Source organism: Sphingobium terrigena (genome assembly GCF_003591655.1).
Taxonomy (GTDB): Bacteria; Pseudomonadota; Alphaproteobacteria; order Sphingomonadales; family Sphingomonadaceae; genus Sphingobium; species Sphingobium terrigena.
In genome coordinates this window covers 1-24,823 of the sequence record NZ_QVRA01000040.1, presented here as the reverse complement: position 1 = coordinate 24,823, position 24,823 = coordinate 1, and the positions used below count along the sequence as shown (strand labels likewise).

Sequence of the window (24,823 nt, the reverse complement as noted above, 5' to 3'; positions counted from 1 at the left end):
GTGCTCAGCCGCATCGCCGACATCCCACAGAGCCGGCTCCACGAACTGCTTCCCTGGAACTGGCGCGTCACAGACGATCAACGCCAAGCGGCCTGATCTGCGTATTTCACCGGATGCATACGCAGCGCCGATCGTCAGCTTTGCACTTTGTTGCTCCGGTGACTTGATCCCGACAAACCGCATAGTCGGCCGCGTTACTGCTTCGCAGATCGCCTCAGCGTCCGCTGCATCGTTCTTCCCGCGTTTGACGTGCGGCTTCTTTTCACAGGCGGGGCCAAGAAGGGCGGAGCTTTCAAGTTCACCTCTTGAATGGAAATCCCATGCGATCCATCTGACCGTCGCACAGTCTGCCATATGAGAGAGCGAAGACCCATGACGACCGACACCGTGAGCGCCCCTGAAACGCATGCCTTCGAGGCGGATGTTTCCAAGTTGCTGCACATGATGGTGCACTCGGTCTATTCCGACAAGGATGTATTCCTGCGTGAGTTGATCTCCAACGCGGCCGACGCGTGCGAGAAACTGCGCTATGAGGCAATTTCCGATCCGGCCCTGTTCGGCGACGACCCGCAACCCCGCATCACGCTGGCGCTCGACAAGGAAGCCGGGACAATCGTCGTCGAGGACAATGGTATCGGCATGAGCGCAGCCGACATGGGGGAGACGCTGGGCACGATCGCGCGTTCGGGGACCAAGGCCTTCATGGACAGGCTGACCGCAGACAAGAATGGCGAGGGCCAGCAGTTGATCGGCCAGTTCGGCGTCGGCTTTTATTCCGCTTTCATGGTGGCGGGGAATGTCGATGTCGTGTCGCGGCGTGCGGGAACCGATGAGGCCGCCAGCTGGTCGTCGGACGGCCTGGGAACATACACGATCGCGAAAGTCGACCCTGCGGTGGCACCAGCGCGCGGCACGCGGGTGACCCTGCATCTGCTGGATGATGCAAAGACCTATGCCGAGCGTTACACGGTCGAGCGGATCGTGAAGGCGCAGTCGGGCCACGTGCCCGTGCCCATCTTCATCAAGGAATTGGGCAGCGAGGAGGAGGAGCGCCAGGTCGCTGATGGGGCGGCACTTTGGACCAAGGCGAAGTCTGATATCAGCGAAGAGGATTATGCCGACTTCTACCGCAGCGTCGCGGGCCAATTCGACAAGCCCGCATTGACGCTCCACTATCGCGCGGAGGGGCGGCACGAATATTCGGTACTGACCTTCATTCCCGAAACAAAGCCGTTCGACCTGTTCGATCCCGACCGCAAGGGTCGGATCAAGCTCTATGTCCGCCGCGTATTCATCACCGACGAGGCGGAAATCCTGCCTCGCTACCTGCGCTTCGTGCGGGGTCTTGTGGACTCCGCCGACCTGCCGCTCAACATGTCGCGCGAAATGATCCAGGACAGCCCCGTCCTGTCCGCGATTCAGAAGGGTGTGAGCAACCGCATCCTGTCGGAACTGGACAAGATCGCAACCAGCGAACCAGATCGCTATCGCGCGATCTGGGAGAATTTCGGGGCGGTGCTCAAGGAAGGCCTCTATGAGGATTTCGAGCGGCGCGCGCAGTTGCTGGGCCTTGCCCGGTTCAAAACCAGCATGTCGAACGGCGAGTGGCGCTCGCTCAAGGACTATGCCGCTTCCCTCAAGGACAACCAGACCGCGATCTATTATGCGACGGGGACCGATCTCGATCGGATCGCCCAATCGCCGCAGCTTGAGGGTTTCAAGGCGCGTGGGATCGAGGTTCTGTTGCTGCCCGACCAGGTCGACAGCTTCTGGACGACCGTTGGTGCGGATTATGACGGCAAGCCATTCAAGTCGGTGACCCAAGGCGCGACCGACCTCAGCCTGATCCCGCTGGCTGAAGGCAGCGCAGCGACAGATGCCCCGAGCGAGGATGTGAGCAGCTTCATCAGCTTTGCCAAGGACGCTTTGGCTGATCAGGTGTCCGACGTCCGGGTGTCCGACCGGTTGACGACCAGCGCCGTGTGCATCGTCGCGTCGGAAAGCGCGATGGACCTGCAGCTTGAGCGGATGCTGGCAGCGGCGGGGCAGGCACCCGAGCGGGCAAAGCCGGTGCTGGAGGTCAATGCCGGCCATATGCTGATCGCCAAGCTCGGCCAGACCGGAGCGAGCGATGAGGAGCGAGCCGACCTTGCCTTCCTGCTGCTTGACGAGGCGCGCATCGCCGAAGGTCAACCACCCGCCGATCCTCGCGCTTTTGCGGAGCGGTTGGAGCGATTAATGACGAAATCGCTGAACTGACCCATCATGTCCCGATAGCGAGGTTGGCAAGCTGCTGGGCGTCGCTGCGCCGATCGAGGAGCCCGAACCCCCGGCGAACCGCCCGATCATCGCCCGCTGGTGTCAGTTCCGCGCGCCGCCAGCGCCAGCATTCCCAGCCCGGAGACACACGCCATGATCCGGCATGGCTCACTTTGCACGACGGTCACGCCCATGGTGTCCTGGCCGATGACCCAGCACATGCCCATCCCAGAATGGTGCCGGGCGCAGGGCACGCCAGCCAGAAGGACCAGCGCCACCAGCAATCTGACACGGTACGAAATCACGTTGATCGGGCCAGCAACCCTACTTCTGGATCAGCAGCCCTTATCCGCCAGAACCATCCCAAACCCTTTTACCCATAGACCAGCGCGTTGGGCCCGCGGGTTCCTGCATTGGAGGCTTTCGTACGCAAGCGCCCGAAACCATTCACAATCCAAGTCGTCCTGCATTGAGCGGGTTCAAGTCCGTGACTGAAATGAGCAGGCGCCGACATCAGGCGAACGGGCGCTTCGCGGTAATGCCAGTCGCGTCCGGTTCCTCGATCATCGAACATCCCATGCGCGGGGAAGCTTGCCTATCCGCCTCTGGTGACAATCGCCAATGCAGGCTTGAGGCCTCGCGCAAAAGTGCGTTGAAGGTTTCCCCCTGACTTTATACTAATGTGGTGGATTTGGAATTCGCCACATTTTTCGGCAAGGTTGGGAGCGAATTTCAAATCCTTAAACCACACTAGAATCAGATATTTGCTAGTGACCTTTATGAATCTGAAGTTTGTTCAACGCCTGCCAAATAAGGAGACGAACTTCAGATTCGGGTCACTGGCGCCGGATTGGTTTCTTCAATCGCTTCGCGCTCGGCAACTGCGTCCAGCGGCATGTATAAAAGTTGAGCGTCAGGATTTTTGAGTCGTAATGAATTATCGTCATTCCTTCCATGCCGGCAACAGCGCCGACGTCGTGAAGCACAGCCTGCTGATCGCCCTCGTGCGGGCATTGCAGCAAAAGCCGGGCGCGCTGACCCTGATCGATACCCATGCCGGCTGCGGTCTGTACGACCTTGACGGGGATGAGGCCCAACGCACCGGCGAGTCCACCCAGGGCGTGCAGCGGGCCTTTGCCGACCCGAACCCCTTGCTGGACGACTACCGCGCCGCCGTGCAGGCGGTGAATGTCGGGGCCGAGCAGCACCTCTACCCCGGCTCACCGCGAATATTGGCGCAGCTTCTGCGCCCGCAGGATTTCCTGATCCTGAACGAAAAGCATCCCGAGGACGCCTATGCCCTGCGCGGCGTGATGCGCGGCACATCCGCCGCCGTGCATGAGCGCGACGCTTACGAGCTGTGGCTGGCGATGCTGCCGACCCGAACGCCCCGCGGCGTGGTGGTGGTCGACCCGCCCTATGAGCAGACGGACGAACGCGCGCGGATCACCGCCACCCTCGCCGCCGCTCACCGCAAATGGGCACATGGCGTGACGGTGATCTGGTATCCGCTGAAAGACCGCGCCACGCATTGGCGGTGGAAACAGCAGTTGCGCAGGCTCGGCATCCCCAAATTGCTGATGGTGGAGCATTGGTTGTACGATGGTGAGCAACCCGGCATCTATAACGGCGCGGGCCTTTATATCGTCAACCCGCCCTACGCCTTCACGCAGGCGCTACCGCCTCTGCTGGAAGCCCTGCGCGTCGCACTGGCACCGGAGGGGCATAGGGGCGAGATCACAGCCGATTGGTTGGGCGATTAAAATGCCCCCCTTCCTCCAAACGAGGCATTGCTACGCGGCAAGTTGCAACAAGGCATCTCGCAAGATTCGTTTGCTGCGGGAGGTTGGTTGGTGACATCGCTGCTTGTGTTTCACGTTCACCCGTGAACGCCGGCAGGTCCGCTTTCTCTCAAAAGCAGCGGTGGCCAAGGATGCCGGGAACGACAGCTAAATCCCACGACCTTCCGGCAACAGGCGATTGACCTATGCCACCCAACCGCAAGTGCGGGGAGAAGGCTCGCTATTCCCCCATCAAGCCATTGCAGTACGGGGAGCATTGCACGATAGGGATGACGGTCTCCATGTCGTCGCTCCCCATCCTCTACAGCTTCCGCCGCTGTCCCTATGCGATCCGCGCGCGGCTGGCTTTGCTGGTGAGCGGGCAGGCGGTTACGCTGCGCGAGGTGGTGTTGCGTGACAAGCCGGACGCGCTGCGGCAGGCATCGCCCAAGGCGACAGTGCCGGTGCTGCAATTGCCCGACGGGCAGGTGATCGACCAGAGTCTGGACATCATGCGCTGGGCGTTGGCACGGTCGGACCCGGAGGGGTGGCTGATGCGCGACGATGCCGGACTGGTCGCGGCCAATGACGGTCCGTTCAAGGCGCATCTGGACCGCACCAAATATCCCGACCGCCATGGCAGCGATCCGGCGGTCCATCGCGCCGCGGCGCTTGACTGGTTGCATAGGCTCGACCGGCGTTTGGGCGGGAGCGATCAGCTGTGCGGTGCGACGCGGGGGTTGGCCGACATGGCGATTGTCCCCTTCGTCCGTCAGTTCGCGGCGATCGACCCGGCCTGGTTTACGGCGCAGGCGCTGCCCCATCTGCGCCGCTGGCTCGACGGGCATTTGCAAAGCCCCCTGTTCGCCGCCGCCATGCTGCGCATCGCGCCGTGGCGCGAAGGCGACGCGCCAGTGGTTTTTGGGCCTGCAAGGGGTGTTCCAGGCGATTTCTGACTTTTGCGCGAAATATTTGCGGATAATTCGGATGAAATCCTAACTGCTGGCAAAATATTCAGCGCATTTTAATAAAATGCCGTAAAAAACCTCGTTTTTCCGGGCTTTTTTCAAACTGGCACGCCTCCTGCAATGCTGTTGGCATGATCCAAAACGGATCGCCAACCATTGTTCAGGGAAGGACATATATCATGAAGACCATCGCTTTCGCCGCCGCCGTTGCCGCCGCCACCCTCGCCGTTTCGGCTGCCAGCACCCCGGCGTTCGCTGAGGCGCATGGCAGCTTTGGCAAGGCCAAGGTGACCTATGACGCCAAGACCGACCGCTATTGCTTCCGCGAGACCGTGACCGGTTCGCTGATCCCTGTGACCCAGTGCCAGTCGAAGGCCGAATGGGCACGCAACGGCCTGACCATCAGCCGCAAGTCGAGCGTCCAGCTGGCCCAGCGCTGATGCTATCGCAGGCACCCGCTCCTGGGGAGCGGGCCCTGCCCGTAATGGAGACGGGTGGCCGGTCCTGCCAGACCGGCCTGACCCGATTCCGGCGACCATCGCCTCAGATACCGGTCATGCCCCAATATCCGTCATTTTCAGGCGATAGCCGATCCCCGGTTCGTTGCAGATGATCTGCGGTCGTTGCGGGTCTGCCTCCAGCTTCTGGCGCAGGGTGCGGACCAGGACGCGCAGATATTCGACATGATGGGCATATTCGTTGGGCCATACCTGGTCCATGATCTGTTTGTGGGTGATCACCCGGCCGGGAAAGCGCGCCAGCTGGGCCAGAACGCCATATTCCTTGGGCGTCAGATGGATTTCCTGTCCGTCGCGCGTGACGATATGGGCCAGCAGGTCGATGACGATATTACCGGCCTGCAATTGCGCCGCGCCGCCCGCGCGGGCCAGCCGGTTGCGCAGCGCCACCCGCACCCGCGCCAGCAGTTCGTCGGTATCGAACGGCTTGGTCAGATAATCGTCCGCCCCCAGATCGAGCGCCGCGACCTTCTCGTCCGTGCCGTCTCGCGCCGACAGGATGATCAGCGTGGTGTCCGTCTCCTTCTTGATCAGCGGCACCAGTTCCAGCCCGTCACGATCGGGCAGGCCTAGATCGAGCAGGGTTATCGCAGGACGCACCCGGCGCAACGCATCCATCCCCTCCCGCGCGGTGGCGGCTTCCACTGTATCATAGTCGGCGCGGGTCAGCGCGGCCTGGACCAGGCGGCGGATCTGCGGTTCGTCGTCGATGATGAGCAGGCAGTGGCGCAGGGTCATGGATGGTTTCCGTCAACGGGGGGATCGGACAGGATGAGCGGCTGGGGCAGTGTCAGGGTGAAGCAGGCACCGACCGGATCGGTCAAGGCCGGATCTGTCATTGTGCGTGCAGCAACGCTCATGCCCATGGCTTGGGGAACGCCTCGACGATGGCATGGCCACGACGCACCTCCGCACAAAAGCATTTCTGTCCTGCTCCCCAGCATTGCTTGAGCGACGTTTGTCTATAGGATCGATAGATAAGCTGCATGAGTCGGCGCGGAGGATGCATGATCGAACGACGGGGACAGGATGGGCGCTTTGCCCGGTTGCGGGCGCGACTGGCGCAGGCGCTGTTGCGCGAACCCACGGTGATTCTGCTGGAACGGGACGCCGACGCCTTCATGCGGGCGCGCGATCCGGGCGATCTGTCCGGCCAACCATTTGAAGCGATGCGCTGACCCCTTCGCAACTGCAATATCCACCCTATATTGCGCCGGTCTTTCACGTTCATGCAAGGAGCCTTCATGGCCACCAATCCCCGCACCGTGACCCGCGCGGTCGATCCGCTGTTTCTGGAACGCTGGTCGCCACGCGCCTTTGACAGCTCGCCAATCCCGCAGGCGGACCTCGACACGCTGTTCGATGCGGCCCGCTGGGCGCCGTCGGCGTTCAATTATCAGCCCTGGCGCTTTCTCTACGCTCATCGCGACAGCGCGGACTGGAGCCGGTTTCTGGGCGTCCTGCTGCCGTTCAACCAGAGTTGGGTGCAACATGCCAGCGCGCTGGTCTATGTCCTGTCCGACACGCTGATGGCCGCGCCGGGATCGAACGATGCCAAGCCGTCGCACAGCCACAGTTTTGATGCGGGCGCGGCCTGGGCCTTGCTGGCGTTGCAGGCGACCCGGCTGGGCTATCACACTCATGCGATGAGCGGGGTCGATTTCGACGCCGCGCGCACCGAACTGGCCGTGCCGGATCGGTTCCGTATCGAGGCGGCAGTGGCGATCGGGCGGATGGGCGACAAGTCGGTGCTGCCCGAAGCCTTGCAGGCGCGCGAAGTGCCGAGCGATCGCAAGGATATCGCGGCGTTCGCCCGACCGGGCAATTTCGTGGATTAGAGCTTCAACCGGACTCGGCGAGCGGGAGCGTCATATCCTGCGCGACCTGTGCGCCGAGCATCCGGCCGGACAGCCAGGCCAGTTCCACGCGCGGTCCCAGCAGCCAGTCGCCGCACGCGCCCAGCCGGATATGATCGTTCCACAGCGCGCCATTGTCGGTGCCGCGCGACATGGCAAAGCGCCAGCGATGCGCGGTTAGATGCGCCACAGGTGGCAGCGCCTTGCCGTCCGTCATCTGCCCCAGAGCATCAAGCAGTAGCGGACCGATGACGTGCGGACTTTCTTCCAGATGCGCCGCCGACCAGGCACCATTGGCCTGCACGACCCAGGCTTCCGGCCCGTCGCGGCCCGGCTTGGCGCTGTTGCGCGCCGCCCAAGACAGGATGCCGCCGCCGCTGATATGATCGACCGGCAGGTCGACCGGCTCGTCAAAGGCGATCATTGCGGTCCAGCAGGGTTGCGAGCGCGCCGTCATCGCCACCCGCGCCATCGCCAGATCATGCAGGCCCAATATGGATGCGGCCTGTTCGGACGGCAGCGCGACGATTGCGGCGTCAAATGGCCCTTCCATGCCTGTGTCCAGCCGCACCCACCAGCCAGCGGCATCGCGTTGCAGGCCATGGACATGATGCTGGAAATCCACCTGATGGGCCGCGGCCATGTGGCGGATCGGCGCATTCATCGCCGGCTTGCCGATCCAGGCGTCGGCGCCAGCTTCGGGCCAGGGGACGACGACCCCGACCGCGGCCCAGGCATCGACCTGATCGCGGAACAGCGGATCGCGCACGGTGAAATATTGCGCGCCATGGTCGAAACTGGCGATGCCAGCGGAGGTTTCCACCCGGCGGGACGACATGCGCCCGCCCGGCCCGCGCCCCTTGTCGAACAGGCGCACGGCGACGCCATCCTCCGCCAGCCGGTCGGCGCAGGCCAGCCCTGCCATGCCTGCGCCTATGATCGCCAGCGTCACCCTGTCATGCCCCGTTTCAATAGCCCATCAGCGCGAGCAGTTCGCGGCGGCTGGCGCGATCGTCGAGAAAGCAGCCGAGCAGGCGGCTGGTGACCATGGCAACGCCGGGGGTGCGCACGCCGCGCCCGGTCATGCAGCCATGCTGCGCCTCTATGACCACGGCAACGCCATGGGGCTGAAGATGGTCCTGAATGCTCTGCGCAACTTCCGCCGTCAGCCGTTCCTGCACCTGCAACCGCCGGGCAAAGCCGTGCAGCACGCGGGCGAGTTTGGATATGCCCACCACCCGGTCGCGCGGCAGATAGGCGATCGACGCCTTGCCGGTGATCGGCGCCATATGATGTTCGCAATGCGACTGGAACGGAATGTCCTTGAGTAGCACGATCTCATCATAGCCGCCCACTTCCTGAAAGGTGCGGGACAGATGGCGACCGGGATCTTCCTCATAGCCCGTGCAATAGTCGCGCCATGCCCGGCCGACCCGTGCCGGCGTATCGCGTAAGCCTTCGCGTTCCGGGTCGTCCCCGGCCCAGCGAATAAGCGTGCGCACCGCGTCCTGCACGGCCTGCGGCACGAGCGGGCGTCCTTCATCGTCGAAGGCATAATCGCCAAGATCGCCGGGGATGAAATTCATGGCCTTTCCCTTTCGTTCATCAGGGGCCTGATGCAGCCTGCTTGCGGCAGGCAGGGCATTTGGGGCAACATGCCCAAAGGGGCATCGCATCCGCCGATCGCCCGCCAGTCTGTGAGTGACCATGTCCTTGTCCGAAATGATCGCCAACAGCGCGATCGCTGCCGTCATCAGCAACCCGCGCCTGCCCGACAATCCGATTGTCGAATGCAACGAAGCGTTCATCGCCCTGACCGGCTATACGCGGGATGAAATTGTCGGGCGCAATTGCCGCTTCCTGTCCGGGCCGGACACCGAACCCTGGCTGACCGAAACGATCCGCACCGGCGTGCGCGAACGGCGGCCGGTGCTGGTGGAGATATTGAATTATCGCAAGGACGGCACGCCGTTTCGCAACGCGGTGATGGTCGCGCCGATCTTTGGCGTGGATGGCGAACTGGATTATTTTCTGGGGTCGCAAATGGCGGTGGAAACCCCGGACGCTGCCGGGGCGGAGCGATCGTCCGGCGCGCGCGAACGGATCGCCGCACTGACATCGCGCCAGCGCGACGTGCTGATCGCGATGGCGGCAGGCAAGCTCAACAAGCAGATCGCCTGGGATCTGGGCCTGACCGAACGCACCGTGAAGATGCACCGCGCCGCGATGCTGAAAGCGCTTGGCGTCAGGACCGGGGCGGAGGGAATCAGGCTGGCGATCGAGGCTGGCTATTAAGGCGCTTGGCTGATGTGGGTGCTGCTGGGCATTGCGGTAATCGTCGCGGGCTTCGTGCTGCGCTTCAACCCGCTGCTCGTCATCCTCGCGTCCGCGGTCGTCACCGGCATCGCCGCCGGACTTGATCCGGTCGCTATCCTCGCCGCCTTTGGCAAGGCGTTTAACGAGGCGCGCTATGTCAGCATCATCTGGATCGTGCTGCCGGTGGTCGGCCTGCTGGAGGCGCATGGGTTGCAGGAGCGGGCGCGCGGGCTGATCGGGCGGATGCGCGGGGCGACGGTGGGCCGGTTCCTGACCGGCTATCTGCTGGTGCGGCAGGGGCTGGCCGCGGTCGGGCTGACATCGGTCGCGGGCCATGCGCAGACCGTGCGCCCGCTGGTCGCGCCGATCGCGGAGGCCGCCGCCGAGCGGCAGGCGGGCGATCTGGATGACGGGGAGCGGGAGAAGGTCAAGGCGATGGCGGCGGCGACCGACAATGTCGGGCTGTTCTTTGGCGAGGATATCTTCCTCGCCATCGGATCGATCCTGCTGATCAAGGGGCTGCTGGAGCAATATGGCATCCTGTTGGAGCCGCTCCAGCTGTCGGTCTGGGCGATCCCGACCGCGATCGCCGCCTTCCTGATCCACGGGTTCAGGCTGTGGCGGCTCGATCGTCGCCTCAACCGGGCGGATCGGCCATGATCACGCTCCATTGGGTCTATGCGCTGGCCGGGGCGATCTTCGCTGCCTTTGCGCTGCTGGGCGTGGCCGACAAAAGCAATCCGCGCGCCCGGCGCACCGCTGCCTTCTGGGCGCTGCTGGCCCTGTCGATGTGGGCCGGGGATGCATTGGGCGACCTTGGCAATGGCGTGCTGGTGCTGGGGCTGGTGGCGCTGGCGGCATCCGGGCTGGGCCGGGGCAGCGGCGCGGTGGCGGAAGCGGAGCGGCAGGAACGGGCAGGGCGTTTTGGCAACGGGCTTTTCGTCATTGCGCTGGTCATTCCGGTAACCGCGCTGGTCGGCACGCTGCTGTTCAAGGAGATGCCCGGCTGGATCGATGGCAAGCAGGCGACGCTCATTGCGCTGGCGCTGGGCGTGCTGATCGCGCTGGTCGCGGGGTGCCTGTGGCTGCGCGCGTTGCCGGTCGTGCCGTTGCAACAGGGGCGGCGATTGATGGACCAGGTCGGCTGGGCGGCGATATTGCCGCAGATGCTCGCCAGCCTAGGCGCCGTATTTGCGCTCGCCGGGGTGGGCGACGCGGTCGGCGGGCTGGTCAGCCAGGCGATCCCGCAGGGCAGCCTGTTGGGCGCAGTGATCGCCTATGGCCTTGGCATGGCGATCTTCACCATCGTCATGGGCAATGCCTTTGCCGCATTCCCGGTGATGACTGCCGCGATCGGCGTCCCGCTGCTGATCCGCACCTATCATGGCGATCCCGCGATCGTCTGCGCCATCGGGATGCTCGCGGGTTTCTGCGGCACGCTGCTGACGCCGATGGCGGCCAATTTCAACCTCGTCCCCGCCGCCCTGCTGGAACTGAAAGACAAGCATGGCGTCATTAGGCAACAGGTCGGCACCGCCCTGCCGCTGCTCGCCGTCAATATCGCCCTCATTTACTGGCTGGCTTTTCCATGACGCACCTGACCCCCGACATGGCCAATCGCTTTGCCACGCTGACCCTGTCTCATCTGGGGCGGCGCTATCCCTATAAGATGGATCTGGTGCTGGCCGGGCCACAGGATGCGCGCGAACCGGCCGATCATCACCCGATCTTCCACGGCAGTTTCGACTGGCATAGCTGCGTCCATGGCTGGTGGCAGGTGATGCGGCTGCTGCGCCTTTACCCGAACATGCCACAGGCCGCTGCGATCCGGGCGCAGGCCGACGCGATGCTCGTGGCGGACAAGGTGGCGGGCGAACTCGCCTTTCTCGCGCGGCCCACCGCCACCGGTTTCGAGCGGCCCTATGGCTGGGCGTGGTTGTTGGCACTGCATGGCGAATTGGCGGGGCATGATGCGCCCTGGGCAGCGGCAGTCGAGCCGCTGGCGCTGGCGTTCGCGGCGCGCTTCCATGGCTTCCTGCCCAAGCTCACCTATCCGCTGCGGGTCGGCACCCATTTCAACATCGCCTTCGCGCTGGTGCTGGCGCTGGAATGGGCCGAGACGCGCGATCCCGCGCTGGTGGCGATGATCCGCGACCGGGCGCTGCACTGGTTCGGCAAGGATCGCGCCTGCCAGGCATGGGAGCCGGGCGGCGACGAATTTCTCTCGCCTGCCTTGTGCGAGGCGCTGCTGATGAGCCGCCTGCTGCCGCGGGCCGATTTTGCCGACTGGTTCCACGCCTTCCTGCCGCATCTGGCGCAGGGCGAACCGGCGACGCTCTTCACCCCGGCCACCGTGTCGGATCGCAGCGATGGCAAGATCGCCCATCTCGATGGCCTGAACCTCAGCCGCGCCTGGTGCTGGCGCGCGATTGCCATGGCGCTGGGACCGGACGACCCGGTTGCGCCGCTGGCGATCGACGCGACGCAGCGCCACATCGCCGCCAGCCTGCCCCATGTCGCAGGCGACTATATGGGGGAACATTGGCTGGCGACGTTCGCGCTGCTGGCGCTGGAATGATCCTCCCCGGCACGGGGAGGTGGCAGCCCGCAGGGCTGACGGAGGGGGCTATCGACGGGACGCCCCCCGGACCGATCAGTCCCGCAGCAGATCGTTGATCCCTGTCTTGGACCGGGTCTGGGCGTCCACCCGCTTGACGATCACGGCGCAATAGAGGCTGGGACCGGGCGTGCCGTCGGGCAGCGGCTTGCCGGGCAGGCTGCCGGGGACGATCACCGAATAGGGCGGCACTTCGCCCATGAATATTTCGCCGGTCGCGCGGTCGATGATCTTGGTCGACTGGCCGATGAACACGCCCATCGACAGCACCGATCCCTTGCCGATGCGCACGCCTTCGACCACTTCGGACCGGGCGCCGATGAAACAGTCATCCTCGATAATGACGGGATCGGCCTGCAACGGTTCCAGCACGCCGCCAATGCCGACGCCGCCCGACAGATGGACATTCTTGCCGATCTGGGCGCAGCTGCCCACCGTCACCCACGCGTCGACCATCGTGCCTTCATCGACGAATGCGCCGATATTGACGAAGCTGGGCATCAGGATCGCATTCTTGGCGATATGGGCGCCAGCGCGCGCGAACGCACCCGGCACCGCGCGGAAACCGGCGGCGCGGAATTCCGCCTCGGCCCAGCCGGCAAATTTACTCGGCACCTTGTCCCACCAGAAACCGCCACCGGGACCATTTTCGATCAGCGCATTGTCGTTGAGACGGAAGGAGAGCAGCACCGCCTTTTTGAGCCACTGGTTGACCTGCCAGCCGCCGTCCACCGGCTCGGCGACGCGGGCCTTGCCACTGTCGAGCAATGCCAGCGCGTCGTTCACGGCGTCGCGCACCGGCCCTTGGGTGGTCAGGCTCACATTGGCCCGGTCCTCCCAGGCGGCGTCGATTGTGGTTTGCAGGTCGGTCATGCGCTTTCCCCAAGGATGCTGGCCAGAAAAGGCCTCAGATGGTCGGTCTCAAAATCGATGAAATCGGGATGATGGTCGTGATTGCCCGCTTCCGAGCCATTATTGACCCAGATCGTCGCCATGCCGATCGCCTTGGCGGGCCGCAAATTGCGGGCCATATCCTCGAAAAAGGCGGCGCGGGTCGGATCGACATCATGGACCCGGCAGAGTTCGGCATAGCCCGACGGGTCGGGCTTTGGCACATATTGGCAGGCGTGGATGTCGTGGATCTGCTCGAATGTGTCGCTCAGACCTAATTTGTCCAGCACCCGCCCCGCATAGGCCGCGTCGCCATTGGTGAAGATCAGGCGGCGGCCCGGCAGCGCGGCGATATGGGCGTTCAGGTCGGCATCGACCGCCAGCCGGTCCATCGAAATGTCATGGACATAGTCGAGAAATTCGCGCGGCTCGATACCATGATGGTGCATCAGCCCCGACAGCGTCGTGCCATGTTCCATGAAATACCGCTTCTGCGTCTGCCGCGCGACCACCGGGTCGCAGCCCAGCAGCCCCTGGATAAATTCGCCCATCTTCACGTCGATCAGCGCGAACAGGTCCGCCTTCGCCGGATAGAGCGTATTGTCCAGATCGAAGATCCAGGTGTCGACATGGGCCAGATCGCCAAGCATGGCCGCGCCCTAGAGCGATGCGGGGATGAGGGCAAGGGCCACAACAAACCTTCTCCCCGTGGGGGAGAAGGATACGCAGCCTTGGCCCGAAGGGCCTAGGCGAAGTTGGAAGAGGGGGAGGACCTGGCGTGCGGCGCACCCCCTCTCCGGCTGCGACTAGGCGGCAAAGCCGCCAAGTCTCGCTTCCCTCTCCCCCATGGGGGAGAGGGGGTTAGTCGCACCCCAGCGGCTCGCTATCATGATAGAATGCCTGCACCGCCTGCCACGCTTCCTCGGCACTTTCGACCCAGGTGATGAGGTTGAGGTCGGCGGGCGCGATCACCCCTTCATCCGCCAGCGCTTCGAAATCGACCACCCGGTTCCAGAAGCTCTTGCCGAACAGCAGGATCGGGATCGGCTTCATCTTGCCGGTCTGGATCAGGGTGAGCAGCTCGAACATCTCGTCGAACGTGCCGAACCCGCCGGGGAACACCGCCAGCGCGCGCGCGCGCAGCAGGAAATGCATCTTGCGCAGCGCGAAATAATGGAACTGGAAACTCAGCTCCGGCGTGACGAAGCGGTTGGGTGCCTGTTCATGCGGCAGGACGATGTTCATGCCGATCGTGGTCTGGCCGACATCGGCCGCGCCGCGATTGGCCGCCTCCATGATTGAGGGGCCACCGCCCGAACAGACGACGAAGTGGCGGCATCCCGCCTCATTCACCGGATATTGCGCCGCGATACTCGCCAATTTGCGGGCTTCGTCATAATAATGCGCTTTCTTGCCCAGATTTTCGGCAATGCGCTTCTGCTCTGGCGTGGTCGCGGCGTCGATTCGCGCCTGCACCTGGTCGGGTTCGGGAATCCGCGCGGAGCCATAGAAAACGAAGGTCGATTCGATTCGCGCCTCATCCATCAGCAATTGGGGCTTCAGCAGCTCCAGCTGGAAGCGGACCGGGCGCAAATCTTCGCGCAGCAGAAATTCTGTGTCCTGAAAGGCCAGCCGATAGGCGCTGCTGCTGGTCTGGGGTGTGTCGATCGCCTTGCGGGCGTCTGCCGCCTCCTGTCGTGCGGGGCGGAATTTGCGTTCTTCAATGTCTTTTTTCGTCATTCGCACCAACTTAGTGCGCGGTAATGACAAAGCCAAGTCTGCTGCGTTCAGGCAGAAGGAGGCGGCCATTCAGGGCAAGTGTTCCCGCGCAGGCGGGAACCCAGTCCCATGCTCTGAACTGGGTTCCCGCCTGCGCGGGAACACGTCCTTAAGTGGCTGATTTCAGCGGCAAAAGCCGCCGCGTTTTTGTTCAGCGCTCAGCGGCAAAAGCCGCCGCGTCCGCCCATGTCGAAATGAAAATGGTCGTGATGGGCCGCGTTATAATCGGGGCTGAGGACGGTGTTGAACCGCTTGCAGGCGCTGGCATGGACGATTTTCAGGAACTGGCGTGTCTCCCGGTCGCCGCTCCAGCCTTGCTCGACGCTGATCCTCCGCCCGTCCGCCAGCACGAAAGCGGCAATGTCGATCGCGTTGCTATGGGCATGTTCGGATAATTTGCCGCTGCCTGCGATCGGGCGGCAATTATAGGTGCCGAATGTCTCGATCCGCACAATCTCCGTCCCCAATATGGTGCGCGCGGCCGGTTGCACGCCATAACGCGCCCAGGCGGCGAAATTGGCGGCCAGCTGGCAGGTCATCGCCCCCAAATTGGTCGCAGGCACGCCAAAGTCGATCAGCTTGACGCTGCCCACCGCGCTGCATCCGCCGCCAAATGTCCGGTCGGGCAGCGGGGTGTAGGCGATCGCCTGCGCATTGAGTTTTGCTAGGCACTGACGCACTTCCATCGGTGGCGGCGCTGCCGGACGGACAGGCTTGGAGACTCGCGCTACCCGCCCGCGCGGCACCAGATCGCCGCCGCATGCGCTCAGCATCATCGCCATCGTCACGGCCAGCGCCGCGCCGCGAAACATCCTCATCGTCATCGCCCGCTCTATCAGGAGCCAGCCATGGTAGCAGGGCAAATCTTGCGGTTGGTTAACGGCCCCATCGGTTCGTCCCGTTTTTGCAACCGCCTTGACAGTTCAGCCGAAATCTTTAGGGCGGCCGACGGGCCACGCGGTCCCAACGCCGCGCTGCTCTCTGTAAGGAGAAGCTATATGACTGATTTGACTGCCGTTGACGCCACCGTTGCGCCTGCCGTAAAGCCCGCAACCCTTCCGGCCCGTCCCTTTTTCTCGTCCGGTCCCTGTGCCAAGCCGCCCGGCTGGAGCGCCACTGCGCTCGCCACGGAGTCGCTGGGCCGTTCGCACCGGTCCAAGATCGGCAAGACCCGCCTCGCCTACTGCATCGACCTGATGCGCGAGCTGCTGAACCTGCCCGACACCCACCGCATCGGTATCGTGCCCGGTTCCGACACTGGCGCGTTTGAAATGGCGATGTGGACGATGCTGGGCGCGCGCCCGGTCACGACCATCGCCTGGGAAAGCTTCGGCGAAGGCTGGGTGACGGACGCGGCCAAGCAGTTGAAGCTCGACCCTACCGTGATCCGCGCCGATTATGGCCAGCTGCCCGATCTGTCGGCGGTCGATTTCAGCAACGACGTGCTGTTCACCTGGAACGGCACGACGTCGGGCGTGCGCGTGCCGAACGCCGATTTCATTCCCGCCGACCGCGAAGGCCTGACCTTCGCCGACGCGACCAGCGCGGTGTTCGCCTATGCCATCGACTGGACCAAGATCGACGTCGCCACCTTCTCCTGGCAGAAGGTGCTGGGCGGCGAGGGCGGCCATGGCGTGCTGATCCTTGGTCCCCGTGCCGTCGAACGGCTCGAAAGCTACACCCCCGCCTGGCCGCTGCCCAAGGTGTTCCGGCTCGTGTCGAAGGGCAAGCTGACCGAAGGCGTGTTCAAGGGCGAAACGATCAACACCCCCTCCATGCTGGCGGTCGAGGACGCGATCTTCGCGCTGGAATGGGGCAAGTCGATCGGCGGTGCCGCTGGCCTGATCGCCCGCAGCGACGCTAATGCTGGCGCTTTGGACAAGATCGTGGCGGAGCGCGACTGGCTCGGCCATCTCGCGGTCGATGAAGCCTCGCGCTCGAAAACCAGCGTTTGCCTGACCGTCGCGGGGGCCGACGAAGCCTTTATCAAGGCCTTCGCTGCCCTGCTGGAAAAGGAAGGCGCGGCGCTTGACGTCGCCGGCTATCGCGACGCCCCCGCCGGGCTTCGCATCTGGTGCGGCGCGACCGTCGACACCGCCGACATCGAAGCGCTCGGTCCCTGGCTCGACTGGGCCTATGCGACCGTGAAGGCCGCCGCTTAAAATATTGCCTGTTCCCGTTCGCCCTGAGCGAAGTCGAAGGGCTCGGCCGACCGGAAGGGAGGCCACTTCGCTTCGCTCAGTGGAGGGCTTCGACTTCGCTCAGCCCGAACGGCTTTCTTATTCCTGAAGGATAAAATCCATGCCCAAAGTCCTTATTTCCGACCAGATGGACCCCCGCGCCGCCGCGATCTTCCGGGAGCGTGGCGTCGACGTCGATGTCATCACCGGCAAGACTCCCGAAGAGTTGAAGGCCATGATCGGCCAATATGACGGCCTTGCCATTCGCAGCTCGACCAAGGTGACCAAGGACATCCTCGACGCCGCCACCAACCTCAAGGTCATTGGCCGCGCCGGCATCGGCGTCGACAATGTCGACATTCCCTATGCCAGCGCCAAGGGCGTGATCGTCATGAACACCCCGTTCGGCAATTCGATCACCACCGCCGAACATGCCATCGCGCTCATCTTCGCGCTGGCGCGCCAGATTCCCGAAGCCAACGCCCAGACCCAGCAGGGCCTGTGGCCCAAAAACGGCTTCATGGGCGTGGAAGTCACCGGCAAGGTGCTGGGCCTCATTGGCGCGGGCAATATCGGCTCGATCGTCGCCAGCCGCGCGCTAGGCCTGAAAATGAAGGTCGTCGCCTTCGATCCCTTCCTGACGCCCGAACGCGCCGTTGAAATGGGCGTGGAAAAGGCCGATCTGGACACATTGCTGGCGAAGGCCGACTTCATCACGCTGCACACGCCGCTGACCGACCAGACCCGCAATATCCTGAGCCGCGAAAATCTGGCCAAGACCAAGAAGGGCGTGCGCATCGTCAACTGCGCGCGCGGCGGGCTGATCGACGAAGCCGCACTCAAGGATGCGCTCGATTCGGGCCAGGTCGCGGGCGCCGCGCTCGACGTGTTCCAGACCGAACCGGCCAAGGAATCGCCCTTGTTCGGCACCCCCAACTTCATCTGCACCCCGCATCTGGGCGCATCGACCGACGAAGCGCAGGTCAATGTCGCGTTGCAGGTCGCCGATCAGCTGTCCGACTATCTGCTCGACGGCGGCATCACCAATGCGCTGAACGTGCCGTCGCTGAGCGCAGAGGAAGCCCCCAAGCTCAAGCCCTATATGGCGATTGCCGAGAAACTGGGCAGCCTGGTCGGCCAGCTGGAAGGCGACCAGATCACCGGCGTCGCGGTCGAGGTGGAGGGCCATGCCGCCGAACTGAACCAGAAGCCGATCACCGCCGCCGTGCTGGCGGGCCTGATGCGCGTCTATTCGGACACGGTGAACATGGTCAACGCGCCCTTCCTGGCCAAGGAGCGCGGCCTTGACGTGCGCGAAGTGCGCCATGATCGCGAAGGCGACTATCAGACTCTGGTGCGCGTCACCGTTACCACCGAAAGCGGCCAGCGTTCGGTCGCTGGCACATTGTTCGGCCACGCAAGCCCGCGTCTGGTCGAACTGTTCGGTATCAAGGTGGAGGCCGATCTGGACGGCACCATGCTCTACATCGTCAACCAGGACGCGCCCGGTTTCATCGGTCGCCTGGGGTCGACGCTGGGCGCCGCCGACGTCAATATCGGCACCTTCCACCTCGGCCGTCGCAACCAGGGCGGCGAAGCCGTGCTGCTGCTGTCTGTCGACGGCACCGTCACCGAGCCGCTCCGCTGGGAAATCTGCAACCTGACCGGCGTGAAACAGGTCAAGGTGCTGCGCTTCGCATAAGGGCTGACCCCTAATCCTTTCGTCCTGAGCCTGTCGAAGGACTGTTCTTCTTGAAAGGACAGGGCTTCGACAGGCTCAGCCCGAACGGTGGATGGGGATGGCCTAGCGCCAATTTTCCGCTAAAGGCGCAAGCCATGACCATGATCCCGCCCGGCCTTCTTCCCGAAGGATTATCCGACCGCCTGCCACCGCAGGCCGAAGCCTCCGCCCGCCTCGCGCGGCGCGTGCTGGATACGGTCGCGACCCATGGTTATGAGCGGGTCATGCCGCCGCTTGCCGAGTTTGAGGATACGCTGACCCAGCGGCTCAAATCCATGCGCGCGCAGGATCTGGTCCGCGCCGTCGATCCGGTGTCGCAGCGCAGCCTGGCGCTGCGCCCGGACATGACGGCGCAGGTCGGCCGCATCGCCGCGACCCGCCTCGCCACCGCACCGCGCCCGTTGCGCCTCTCCTATGCCGGGCCGGTGATCCGCCTCAAGGCCAACCAGTTGCGCCCCGAACGGGAGAAATTGCAGGTCGGGGCCGAACTGATCGGGTCGGACAGCGTCGCCGCCGCAGTGGAGATCGTCAATGTCGCGATCGAGGCATTGCAGGCGGCGGGCGTCAGTGGTCTCACCATCGACTTCACCCTGCCTGACCTCATCGACATGCTGGCCGCCGGGCCGCTGCCGCTGGCGGCGGACGAGCTGGAAGCGGTGCGCACCGAACTCGATGCGAAGGATGCAGGCGCGCTCGTCGCCCTCGGCCCGCAAGCCGCCGCCTATCTCCCATTGATCGAGGCGACCGGCCCCTTCCACGCCGCGATGGAGCGACTCGAAGCCTTCAACGCGCAGCTGGGCGGTGCGATCAACAGCCGCATCGCGGGCCTGCGCGCCATCGCCAGACCGATCGGCTGGGACATCACGCTCACGCTCGACCCGACCGAACGGCACGGCTTTGAATATCAGAACTGGTTCGGCTTCTCGATCTTTGCCGAAGGCTTCATCGGCGAAATCGGCCGGGGCGGCAGCTACGCCATATTGCGCGCCGACGGGCAGGACGAACCGGCCATCGGCTTTTCGCTCTATCCCGATCCGCTGATCGACGCGGGCTTTGGTGACGAGGCACCCAAACGCCTGTTCCTGCCGCTGGGCGCGGACGCAATTCGCGCTGCCGAACTGCGGGCGGAGGGCTGGCATACCGTCGCTGCGCTGGTGGGCGATGAAGATGGCGCGACCCTGCGCTGTTCCCACTGGCTCGACGGCGCGGAACTTCGCGCCTTCTGACTTGACTTGGGGGCAGCCGCGGGGTTAACCGCCGCGCGAACAGGGGGCCCCATAATTCTGTCGGGCGCCCAATCGATCCTACCGGCATGTCGAGTCCCGTCGAAGGGCATGGCCGGTCCGCGCGGCGGGCGGAGATCTGTATCCATGGCAAATGTAACCGTGATCGGCGCCCAATGGGGTGACGAGGGCAAGGGCAAGATCGTCGACTGGCTGTCGGAGCGCGCCGATGTTGTCGCCCGTTTCCAGGGCGGCCATAATGCGGGCCACACGCTCGTCGTTGGCGAGAAAGTCTATAAACTCTCGCTGCTGCCATCGGGTATCGTGCGCGGCACGCTGTCCGTCATCGGCAATGGCGTGGTGCTGGACCCCTGGCATTTCCGCGATGAAGTCGCCAAGCTGACCGGGCAGGGCGTGTCGATCACGCCCGACAATCTCCAGATCGCCGAAACCTGCCCGCTGATCCTGCCCTTCCATCGCGACCTTGATGGACTGCGCGAGGATGCGTCGGGCGCTGGCAAGATCGGCACCACCCGGCGCGGCATTGGCCCGGCCTATGAGGATAAGGTCGGCCGCCGCGCCATCCGCGTGTGCGATCTTGCCCATCTCGATGATCTTGGTCCCCAGCTCGATCGCCTGACCGCCCATCACGACGCGCTGCGCGCCGGTTTTGGCGAACCGCCGATCGACCGCGCCGCGCTAATGGCGGAACTGACCGAGATTGCCGACTTCATCCTGCCCTTCGTCAAGCCGGTCTGGCTGACGCTCAACCGCGCCAAGGCGGCGGGCAAGCGTATCTTGTTCGAGGGCGCGCAGGGCACCCTGCTCGATATCGACCATGGTACCTATCCCTTCGTCACCTCGTCCAACACGGTCGCAGGCACGGCGGCCAGCGGCACCGGCCTTGGTCCCAATGCGGCGGGGTTCGTGCTGGGCATCGTCAAGGCCTATACCACCCGCGTCGGCTCCGGCCCGTTCCCGACCGAACTGGAGGATGCCACCGGCCAGCGGCTGGGCGAACGCGGCCATGAATTTGGCACTGTCACCGGGCGCAAGCGCCGCTGCGGCTGGTTCGACGCCGTGCTGGTGCGCCAGTCGATCGCGGTGTCGGGCGTCACCGGCATCGCGCTGACCAAGCTCGACGTGCTCGACGGATTCGACACGCTCAACATCTGCGTCGGCTACAAGATTGGCGAGCAGACCTACGACTATCTGCCCGCCCATGCACAGGATCAGGCGAAGGCACAGCCGATCTACGAAACGATCGAAGGCTGGCACGACACCACCGCCGGCGCACGCAGCTGGGCCGACCTTCCGGCGCAGGCGATCAAATATATCCGCCGGATCGAGGAACTGATCGGCTGCCCGGTCACGCTCGTATCCACCAGCCCGGAGCGCGAGGATACCATCCTGGTGCGCGATCCCTTCGCGGATTAAGGGCGATGGCCGAAAAGTTTGAACGGCATCGCCAGCCCTGGACTCAGGACGAAATCCAGAAGCTGCACCTGCTGGCGAAGAAGGGCATGGGCCTCAAGGCCATTGCCAAGGCGCTGACCCGGACCGAGGAATCGACCAAGGCCCGCGCCAAGGAAGACGGGCTGAACATCGCCAAGCTGCGTTAGCCGCTCCGGGCCATGCGCCGGTCGATCCAGACCAGTGCATGGCCTGCCGCGACGAAGCCTATCGCGATCAGCACGGCATTGACCAGCACTGGCCCGATGCCGATCTTCGCGACGTCGATGAACGGATAGGCATAGCGTCCCTCCGCCATGCCGCGCAGCAAAGCATAGGGCAAATAGAGCGCGGGAAACAGCGTCCATCCCCATGCATCGCGCCATCGCAACTGGCCTCGCACCGCAAAGGCGATCCACCACAAGGGGACCAGCACGGGCGTCACCTTGTGCAGCAGCGTATCGGCGAGCAGCGCGCCGCCGCTCAACGTCAACAGTCCGCGGAGCAGCAGGCCATAGATGATCCCGACCAGCAGGATCGCCAGCATGACGCCTGCCAATCGGCGCGGATGCGGTCGGCCACCGATCGCAACCCAGCCAAAGGCCAGCGCGACGAACAGATTGGTCAGCACCGTGAAGTAGCGCAGCAATACCCAGAGCGTGCCCGCAACCGACCCGGTCTGATCGAGCGTCGCTGCGAACTGCACGACCAGCCCGGCCAGTGCGACAAGGGCCACGATCGCCGCCGCCATCCTTGCCGTCATGCCCGATCCTCCTCACCCGCCGCGATCACCGTCGCCGCGACCAGATCGCCGGTTACGTTCAGCGCGGTGCGGCACATGTCGAGCAGCCGGTCGACCCCCAGCACCAGCCCGATCCCTTCAGGGGGGATGCCGACCATGCCCAATATCATCGCCACCACGGGCAGCGATCCGGCCGGCACACCCGCCGTACCTATGCCTCCCAAAATGCACATCATCATCACCATGACCTGCTGGGCGATGCTGAGGTCGATGCTGAAAAACTGGGCGAGGAAGATCACCGTGATCCCCTCGAACATCGCCGTGCCATTCTGGTTGGCGGTCGCGCCGATGGTCAGGACGAAGCGGGCGATGCGGCGGGGCAGGCGCAATTCCTCTTCCGCCACGCGCAACGCGGTCGGCAGGGTCGCGTTGGAGGATGCGGTGGCAAAGGCCATGACCGTCGCCTCCTGCACCGAGGCGAAGAAGCGCCAAGGCGATCGTTTGGCGATGAAGGCGATCAGCAGCGAATAGACGCCGAACATCTGGATCGCCAGCGCCAGCAGCACCACGCCGACATAGGCGGACAAGCGGATCAGCAAGTCCCAGCCGAAATGCGCCGCCAGGTTGAACATGAAGCAGGCGATGGCGATCGGGGCCAGGCGGATGACCAGCCCCATCAGCCGCATCGTCACCGCCAGCAGCCCTTCCATCGCGCTTAGCAGCAATTGGGTCTGCGGCGTGCGCACCAGCATCAGCCCGATGCCGAAAAACAGGGCAAAGACCATGACGGCCAATATGTCGTTACCCGCCATGGCCGCGACGATATTGTCGGGGACGATCGCGATGAAGGCGGCCATCCCCTGCGGCGCATCATTACCCCGGCTCAGTATCGCCTGCGCGCCCGGTCCTGCCTCGCTCAGCATCGCCCGCGCCATGGCAGGGTCGATCCCCGCGCCCGGCCGCAACAGATCGACCACCAGCAGGCTGACCGCCACCGCAATGGCCGACACGACCAGCGTATAGACTAATGTGCGCAGCCCCACGCGGCGCAGGGCGCGAATCTCCCCCATCTCGGCAATGCCGACGATCAGCGCCGACACCAGCAGCGGGATGACCAGCATGAACAGCAGGCGCAGGAAAATCTGGCCGATCGGCCCTGTGACATAGGTGGTGACATGATCGACCCAGCGCGCGTCGGGCGCGGTCATGTAGACGGTCAGGCCCACCACCAGCCCGATGACGAACCCGGCCAGCATCTGCCACTGGAGCGACAGGGCTGCCGTCCTGGTGCCGGTCTCAGCGCTTGTTTCGGGGCTCGTGCCGGTCAATCGCCTGTCCTTATATTACCGTAGCTGTCCAACGGTCCGGCACGGCTGCAAGTTGCACTATCACACAGGTCATTTCGCTATAGCATCAAGGGAGCTTTTGCGCGCCTCTTGCGTTAGCGCGGTCCTGTCCTTTGGAGACCCGCATGATCGTTGATCCCGTCCCCAGTCTGCGCCGCATGGCGACAGAAGTGTGGAAGCCGCTGACCATCCTGTTCGTGTGGGACTGTGCCGTCACGATCGCTTATTATGTGCTGCCGTTCAAGGCGCCCGAACTGCCGCTGACCATCTTCGGCACCGCGCTGGCGCTATTCCTGGGGTTCCGGTCCAATTCGGCCTATCAGCGCTGGTGGGAAGGGCGCACCCTGTGGGGGGCGATGATCAACGCCTCACGCAGCCTGGCGCGCGCGACCCGCAATTTCCTGCCCGATCCCGAAGGGCGGGATTTGAAGCGCGAAATCGTCAAGCGCCAGATCGCCTATGTCAACGCGCTGCGCTGCCAGTTGCGGCGGCTGCCGATCGATGACGATGTCACCCGCTTTCTGGAGGAAAAGGACAAGGGGCTGGCGTTGGCCCGCACCAATCCGGCCAACGGCCTGCTCGACAGCACCGGGCGGCGCATCGATATTGCCCGGCGTGAAGGGTGGATCGACACGATCCAGCAGACCCAGATGGAGGCGGTGCTGGTCGACATCGCCAATGCGCAGGGCGGGATGGAGCGGCTCAAAAATACTCCGCTACCGGTGCAATATCGCTATCTGCCGACGATCTTCACCCATCTCTTCTGCCTCTTCCTGCCCATCGGGCTGGTCGAGACGCTGGGGCTGGCGACGCCTTTGGGGTCCACCGTCGCAGGCCTCATGTTCCTGGCGGTGCTGCGGATCGGCGACGATCTGGTCGATCCCTTCGCCAACACGGTCCATGACGTGTCGCTCACCGCCATGTGCCGCACGATCGAGATCGACCTGCTCCAGTCCATCGGCGACCCTGCACCGGAACCGCTGAGGCCAGTGCGCGGGGTGTTGTGGTAAGGGCTTAAGCCCTCTCCCTTTGGAGACCTTTGCGTAAGCGGCGATTTGGCCGGGCGGGTTGGTTATGGTTGTTGGTTGCGCGCGGCTATGCGGTGATTGAGCCATCATGGGCAGGGTTTTAGGCTGTCACTAGCGCGTGGACGT

General features: G+C 64.2%; 26 protein-coding genes and 2 pseudogenes. 17 read left to right on the top strand and 11 right to left on the bottom strand.

Annotation, left to right across the window (positions count from 1 at the left end; genetic code table 11):
- Positions 1-141: 141 nt before the first annotated feature.
- Positions 142-258: pseudogene (locus tag D0Z70_RS22765) on the bottom strand (IS110 family transposase); the annotation flags it as partial.
- Between the two features lie 114 nt (positions 259-372).
- Here D0Z70_RS22765 and htpG point away from each other — a divergent pair.
- From htpG to D0Z70_RS22745, 5 genes and pseudogenes are all read left to right on the top strand, one after another.
- Positions 373-2,259 (top strand): molecular chaperone HtpG, encoded by a 1,887-nt coding sequence (htpG, locus tag D0Z70_RS22760; RefSeq protein WP_119750338.1) that lies wholly within the window; start codon positions 373-375, stop codon positions 2,257-2,259.
- A 28-nt stretch (positions 2,260-2,287) separates the two neighbouring features.
- Positions 2,288-2,416: pseudogene (locus tag D0Z70_RS25890) on the top strand (IS91 family transposase); the annotation flags it as partial.
- A 775-nt stretch (positions 2,417-3,191) separates the two neighbouring features.
- Positions 3,192-4,022: a 23S rRNA (adenine(2030)-N(6))-methyltransferase RlmJ gene (locus D0Z70_RS22755; protein ID WP_119750335.1), complete on the top strand. Its 831-nt coding sequence runs from the start codon at positions 3,192-3,194 to the stop codon at positions 4,020-4,022.
- Positions 4,023-4,342: 320 nt separating this feature from the next.
- A complete protein-coding gene (locus tag D0Z70_RS22750; protein WP_119750348.1) occupies positions 4,343-4,996 on the top strand; it encodes a glutathione S-transferase in 654 nt (217 codons plus the stop codon).
- A gap of 191 nt (positions 4,997-5,187) precedes the next feature.
- Positions 5,188-5,448: a hypothetical protein gene (locus tag D0Z70_RS22745; protein ID WP_119750333.1), complete on the top strand. Its 261-nt coding sequence runs from the start codon at positions 5,188-5,190 to the stop codon at positions 5,446-5,448.
- Between the two features lie 114 nt (positions 5,449-5,562).
- Here D0Z70_RS22745 and D0Z70_RS22740 read toward each other — a convergent pair whose 3' ends face one another.
- Together D0Z70_RS22740 and D0Z70_RS25760 are read right to left on the bottom strand one after the other, a co-directional pair.
- Positions 5,563-6,264: a response regulator gene (locus D0Z70_RS22740; RefSeq protein ID WP_119750331.1), complete on the bottom strand. Its 702-nt coding sequence runs from the start codon at positions 6,262-6,264 to the stop codon at positions 5,563-5,565.
- A complete protein-coding gene (locus tag D0Z70_RS25760; protein ID WP_275402239.1) occupies positions 6,261-6,386 on the bottom strand; it encodes a hypothetical protein in 126 nt (41 codons plus the stop codon). The genes D0Z70_RS22740 and D0Z70_RS25760 overlap by 4 nt, the downstream gene beginning before the upstream one ends.
- Positions 6,387-6,533: 147 nt before the next feature.
- Between D0Z70_RS25760 and D0Z70_RS25105 the strand changes: the two genes are divergently transcribed.
- Together D0Z70_RS25105 and D0Z70_RS22735 are read left to right on the top strand one after the other, a co-directional pair.
- The gene (locus D0Z70_RS25105) at positions 6,534-6,704 is read left to right on the top strand and encodes a hypothetical protein (protein WP_182914091.1); all 171 of its coding nucleotides are present in this window, start codon (positions 6,534-6,536) and stop codon (positions 6,702-6,704) included.
- A gap of 66 nt (positions 6,705-6,770) precedes the next feature.
- Entirely contained in the window at positions 6,771-7,364 is a 594-nt protein-coding gene (locus D0Z70_RS22735) for a nitroreductase family protein (protein ID WP_119750329.1), read from the top strand.
- A 4-nt stretch (positions 7,365-7,368) separates the two neighbouring features.
- Here the strand turns inward: D0Z70_RS22735 and D0Z70_RS22730 are convergent, their stop codons facing one another.
- A complete protein-coding gene (locus D0Z70_RS22730) occupies positions 7,369-8,334 on the bottom strand; it encodes an NAD(P)/FAD-dependent oxidoreductase (RefSeq protein ID WP_182914090.1) in 966 nt (321 codons plus the stop codon).
- Positions 8,335-8,350: 16 nt separating this feature from the next.
- The gene (folE, locus tag D0Z70_RS22725) at positions 8,351-8,968 is read right to left on the bottom strand and encodes a GTP cyclohydrolase I FolE (RefSeq protein ID WP_119750327.1); all 618 of its coding nucleotides are present in this window, start codon (positions 8,966-8,968) and stop codon (positions 8,351-8,353) included.
- A 121-nt stretch (positions 8,969-9,089) separates the two neighbouring features.
- Here folE and D0Z70_RS22720 point away from each other — a divergent pair, with 121 nt between their 5' ends.
- Genes D0Z70_RS22720 through D0Z70_RS22705 form a run of 4 tightly spaced genes read left to right on the top strand, consistent with a single transcriptional unit; the run spans position 9,090 to position 12,276 of the window.
- Positions 9,090-9,677 carry a PAS domain-containing protein gene (locus D0Z70_RS22720; protein WP_239019087.1) on the top strand — a complete coding sequence of 196 codons (588 nt, stop codon included), beginning with the start codon at positions 9,090-9,092 and terminating at the stop codon, positions 9,675-9,677.
- A 12-nt stretch (positions 9,678-9,689) separates the two neighbouring features.
- The gene (locus D0Z70_RS22715; RefSeq protein ID WP_119750325.1) at positions 9,690-10,358 is read left to right on the top strand and encodes a DUF969 domain-containing protein; all 669 of its coding nucleotides are present in this window, start codon (positions 9,690-9,692) and stop codon (positions 10,356-10,358) included.
- Positions 10,355-11,290, top strand: a complete 936-nt coding sequence (locus D0Z70_RS22710; protein ID WP_119750323.1) for a DUF979 domain-containing protein — start codon at positions 10,355-10,357, stop codon at positions 11,288-11,290. Before D0Z70_RS22715 ends, D0Z70_RS22710 begins: the two co-directional genes overlap by 4 nt.
- Positions 11,287-12,276 carry a DUF2891 domain-containing protein gene (locus D0Z70_RS22705; protein WP_119750320.1) on the top strand — a complete coding sequence of 330 codons (990 nt, stop codon included), beginning with the start codon at positions 11,287-11,289 and terminating at the stop codon, positions 12,274-12,276. Before D0Z70_RS22710 ends, D0Z70_RS22705 begins: the two co-directional genes overlap by 4 nt.
- Before the next feature lie 75 nt (positions 12,277-12,351).
- Here D0Z70_RS22705 and dapD read toward each other — a convergent pair whose 3' ends face one another.
- From dapD to D0Z70_RS22685, 4 genes are all read right to left on the bottom strand, one after another.
- Entirely contained in the window at positions 12,352-13,188 is an 837-nt protein-coding gene (gene dapD / locus D0Z70_RS22700) for a 2,3,4,5-tetrahydropyridine-2,6-dicarboxylate N-succinyltransferase (RefSeq protein ID WP_119750318.1), read from the bottom strand.
- Complete coding sequence (locus D0Z70_RS22695) at positions 13,185-13,856, bottom strand: pyrimidine 5'-nucleotidase (protein ID WP_119750316.1); 672 nt, start codon at positions 13,854-13,856, stop codon at positions 13,185-13,187. The genes dapD and D0Z70_RS22695 overlap by 4 nt, the downstream gene beginning before the upstream one ends.
- A 211-nt stretch (positions 13,857-14,067) precedes the next feature.
- A complete protein-coding gene (locus tag D0Z70_RS22690) occupies positions 14,068-14,946 on the bottom strand; it encodes an LOG family protein (protein WP_119750314.1) in 879 nt (292 codons plus the stop codon).
- Positions 14,947-15,143: 197 nt separating this feature from the next.
- Positions 15,144-15,809, bottom strand: coding sequence for an extensin family protein (locus D0Z70_RS22685; protein WP_119750312.1), 666 nt, complete (start codon positions 15,807-15,809; stop codon positions 15,144-15,146).
- Positions 15,810-15,983: 174 nt separating this feature from the next.
- Here D0Z70_RS22685 and D0Z70_RS22680 point away from each other — a divergent pair, with 174 nt between their 5' ends.
- From D0Z70_RS22680 to D0Z70_RS22660, 5 genes are all read left to right on the top strand, one after another.
- On the top strand, positions 15,984-17,147 hold the full coding sequence (locus D0Z70_RS22680) for a phosphoserine transaminase (protein WP_119750310.1): 1,164 nt from the start codon (positions 15,984-15,986) through the stop codon (positions 17,145-17,147).
- Between the two features lie 139 nt (positions 17,148-17,286).
- Positions 17,287-18,867, top strand: coding sequence for a phosphoglycerate dehydrogenase (serA, locus tag D0Z70_RS22675; protein WP_119750308.1), 1,581 nt, complete (start codon positions 17,287-17,289; stop codon positions 18,865-18,867).
- Positions 18,868-19,001: 134 nt separating this feature from the next.
- Positions 19,002-20,132 (top strand): ATP phosphoribosyltransferase regulatory subunit, encoded by a 1,131-nt coding sequence (locus D0Z70_RS22670; protein WP_119750306.1) that lies wholly within the window; start codon positions 19,002-19,004, stop codon positions 20,130-20,132.
- 144 nt (positions 20,133-20,276) lie between these two features.
- Positions 20,277-21,566 (top strand): adenylosuccinate synthase, encoded by a 1,290-nt coding sequence (locus D0Z70_RS22665; protein ID WP_119750303.1) that lies wholly within the window; start codon positions 20,277-20,279, stop codon positions 21,564-21,566.
- A 5-nt stretch (positions 21,567-21,571) separates the two neighbouring features.
- Positions 21,572-21,751 carry a hypothetical protein gene (locus D0Z70_RS22660; protein WP_017181657.1) on the top strand — a complete coding sequence of 60 codons (180 nt, stop codon included), beginning with the start codon at positions 21,572-21,574 and terminating at the stop codon, positions 21,749-21,751.
- Here the strand turns inward: D0Z70_RS22660 and D0Z70_RS22655 are convergent.
- Positions 21,748-22,344: a Pr6Pr family membrane protein gene (locus D0Z70_RS22655; protein WP_119750300.1), complete on the bottom strand. Its 597-nt coding sequence runs from the start codon at positions 22,342-22,344 to the stop codon at positions 21,748-21,750. The two genes, D0Z70_RS22660 and D0Z70_RS22655, sit on opposite strands and share 4 nt — an antisense overlap.
- Positions 22,341-23,579: a dicarboxylate/amino acid:cation symporter gene (locus tag D0Z70_RS22650; protein WP_239019088.1), complete on the bottom strand. Its 1,239-nt coding sequence runs from the start codon at positions 23,577-23,579 to the stop codon at positions 22,341-22,343. The genes D0Z70_RS22655 and D0Z70_RS22650 overlap by 4 nt, the downstream gene beginning before the upstream one ends.
- Positions 23,580-23,794: 215 nt before the next feature.
- Between D0Z70_RS22650 and D0Z70_RS22645 the strand changes: the two genes are divergently transcribed.
- Complete coding sequence (locus D0Z70_RS22645) at positions 23,795-24,679, top strand: bestrophin family protein (RefSeq protein ID WP_119750341.1); 885 nt, start codon at positions 23,795-23,797, stop codon at positions 24,677-24,679.
- Positions 24,680-24,823: the final 144 nt, after the last annotated feature.

Bases quoted from the DNA above. Each gene is read 5' to 3' on its own strand.
- D0Z70_RS22690 (WP_119750314.1), bottom strand. From the start codon at position 14,946: ATGACGAAAAAAGACATTGAAGAACGCAAATTCCGCCCCGCACGACAG.
- D0Z70_RS22715 (WP_119750325.1), top strand. From the start codon at position 9,690: ATGTGGGTGCTGCTGGGCATTGCGGTAATCGTCGCGGGCTTCGTGCTG.
- htpG (WP_119750338.1), top strand. From the start codon at position 373: ATGACGACCGACACCGTGAGCGCCCCTGAAACGCATGCCTTCGAGGCG.
- D0Z70_RS22660 (WP_017181657.1), top strand. From the start codon at position 21,572: ATGGCCGAAAAGTTTGAACGGCATCGCCAGCCCTGGACTCAGGACGAA.
- folE (WP_119750327.1), bottom strand. From the start codon at position 8,968: ATGAATTTCATCCCCGGCGATCTTGGCGATTATGCCTTCGACGATGAA.
- serA (WP_119750308.1), top strand. From the start codon at position 17,287: ATGCCCAAAGTCCTTATTTCCGACCAGATGGACCCCCGCGCCGCCGCG.
- D0Z70_RS22680 (WP_119750310.1), top strand. From the start codon at position 15,984: ATGACTGATTTGACTGCCGTTGACGCCACCGTTGCGCCTGCCGTAAAG.
- D0Z70_RS22695 (WP_119750316.1), bottom strand. From the start codon at position 13,856: ATGCTTGGCGATCTGGCCCATGTCGACACCTGGATCTTCGATCTGGAC.
- D0Z70_RS22665 (WP_119750303.1), top strand. From the start codon at position 20,277: ATGGCAAATGTAACCGTGATCGGCGCCCAATGGGGTGACGAGGGCAAG.
- dapD (WP_119750318.1), bottom strand. From the start codon at position 13,188: ATGACCGACCTGCAAACCACAATCGACGCCGCCTGGGAGGACCGGGCC.
- D0Z70_RS22735 (WP_119750329.1), top strand. From the start codon at position 6,771: ATGGCCACCAATCCCCGCACCGTGACCCGCGCGGTCGATCCGCTGTTT.
- D0Z70_RS22650 (WP_239019088.1), bottom strand. From the start codon at position 23,579: ATGCTGGCCGGGTTCGTCATCGGGCTGGTGGTGGGCCTGACCGTCTAC.
- D0Z70_RS25105 (WP_182914091.1), top strand. From the start codon at position 6,534: ATGATCGAACGACGGGGACAGGATGGGCGCTTTGCCCGGTTGCGGGCG.
- D0Z70_RS22740 (WP_119750331.1), bottom strand. From the start codon at position 6,264: ATGACCCTGCGCCACTGCCTGCTCATCATCGACGACGAACCGCAGATC.
- D0Z70_RS22720 (WP_239019087.1), top strand. From the start codon at position 9,090: ATGTCCTTGTCCGAAATGATCGCCAACAGCGCGATCGCTGCCGTCATC.
- D0Z70_RS22655 (WP_119750300.1), bottom strand. From the start codon at position 22,344: ATGACGGCAAGGATGGCGGCGGCGATCGTGGCCCTTGTCGCACTGGCC.
- D0Z70_RS22685 (WP_119750312.1), bottom strand. From the start codon at position 15,809: ATGACGATGAGGATGTTTCGCGGCGCGGCGCTGGCCGTGACGATGGCG.
- D0Z70_RS22710 (WP_119750323.1), top strand. From the start codon at position 10,355: ATGATCACGCTCCATTGGGTCTATGCGCTGGCCGGGGCGATCTTCGCT.
- D0Z70_RS22705 (WP_119750320.1), top strand. From the start codon at position 11,287: ATGACGCACCTGACCCCCGACATGGCCAATCGCTTTGCCACGCTGACC.
- D0Z70_RS22755 (WP_119750335.1), top strand. From the start codon at position 3,192: ATGAATTATCGTCATTCCTTCCATGCCGGCAACAGCGCCGACGTCGTG.
- D0Z70_RS22670 (WP_119750306.1), top strand. From the start codon at position 19,002: ATGACCATGATCCCGCCCGGCCTTCTTCCCGAAGGATTATCCGACCGC.
- D0Z70_RS22750 (WP_119750348.1), top strand. From the start codon at position 4,343: ATGTCGTCGCTCCCCATCCTCTACAGCTTCCGCCGCTGTCCCTATGCG.
- D0Z70_RS25760 (WP_275402239.1), bottom strand. From the start codon at position 6,386: ATGAGCGTTGCTGCACGCACAATGACAGATCCGGCCTTGACCGATCCG.
- D0Z70_RS22745 (WP_119750333.1), top strand. From the start codon at position 5,188: ATGAAGACCATCGCTTTCGCCGCCGCCGTTGCCGCCGCCACCCTCGCC.
- D0Z70_RS22645 (WP_119750341.1), top strand. From the start codon at position 23,795: ATGATCGTTGATCCCGTCCCCAGTCTGCGCCGCATGGCGACAGAAGTG.